1 protein-coding gene and 1 pseudogene are annotated in these 607 nt (G+C 69.2%); both read left to right on the top strand.

Annotated elements, in window-relative coordinates:
- Positions 1-405: winged helix-turn-helix domain-containing protein (locus tag NS334_RS16145; RefSeq protein ID WP_193753132.1), on the top strand; the 405-nt coding region annotated here is incomplete at its 5' end.
- A pseudogene (locus NS334_RS16140) lies at positions 402-607 on the top strand (ATP-binding protein); the annotation flags it as partial. The gene NS334_RS16145 and the pseudogene NS334_RS16140, both read left to right, overlap by 4 nt.

Here is a 607-nt window from a genome sequence, read left to right as displayed (position 1 = left end):
AAGGTGGCGGGGTTCAAGGCCGGCGCCGACGATTACCTGGTCAAGCCGTTCCGCGTCGAGGAACTGGTGATGCGGCTGCGCGCGCTGGTCCGCCGCTCGGCCGGGCATGGACAGGCGCGACTGACGTGCGGGCCGCTGCTGTTCGACACGCAGACCGGGCTGTTCGAGCTGGACGGCCTGCCGCTGAAGCTGACCGCGTTCGAATGGCGCGTATTGTCGCAGCTGATGCTCCGCCGCAATGCGGTGATCGAGCGGCTGGAGTTGCTCGAGCGCGTGTACGAGGGCGATGCCGATGTCGATTCGAACAGCCTGGAGGTGATCGTCGGGCGGCTGCGCAAGAAGATCGGGGCGCAGTTGATCGAGACGGTGCGCGGGCGCGGCTATCGACTGGTGTGCGCGGCATGACGCTGGTGCCGCGATCGATCCATGCGCGGATGCTGCTGGTGTCGGCCATCGCGACCGTGCTGGCGCTGGTGCTGGCCGGGGCGGCGATGGCGGGACTGCTCGGGCGGTTCGTGGTCGAGGGACTGGACCGGCGGCTGGATGCCCAGGTGCTGCTGCTCGCCTCGGTCGTCGATGCCGACGGCCGAGGCGAGCAGCAGCACCT

The sequence above is a fragment of the Sphingomonas endophytica genome (assembly GCF_001476895.1).
Taxonomy (GTDB): domain Bacteria; phylum Pseudomonadota; class Alphaproteobacteria; order Sphingomonadales; family Sphingomonadaceae; genus Sphingomonas; species Sphingomonas endophytica_A.
The sequence above is the reverse complement of the archived record's forward strand: the minus strand, read 5'-3'. Positions and strand labels throughout refer to the sequence as shown.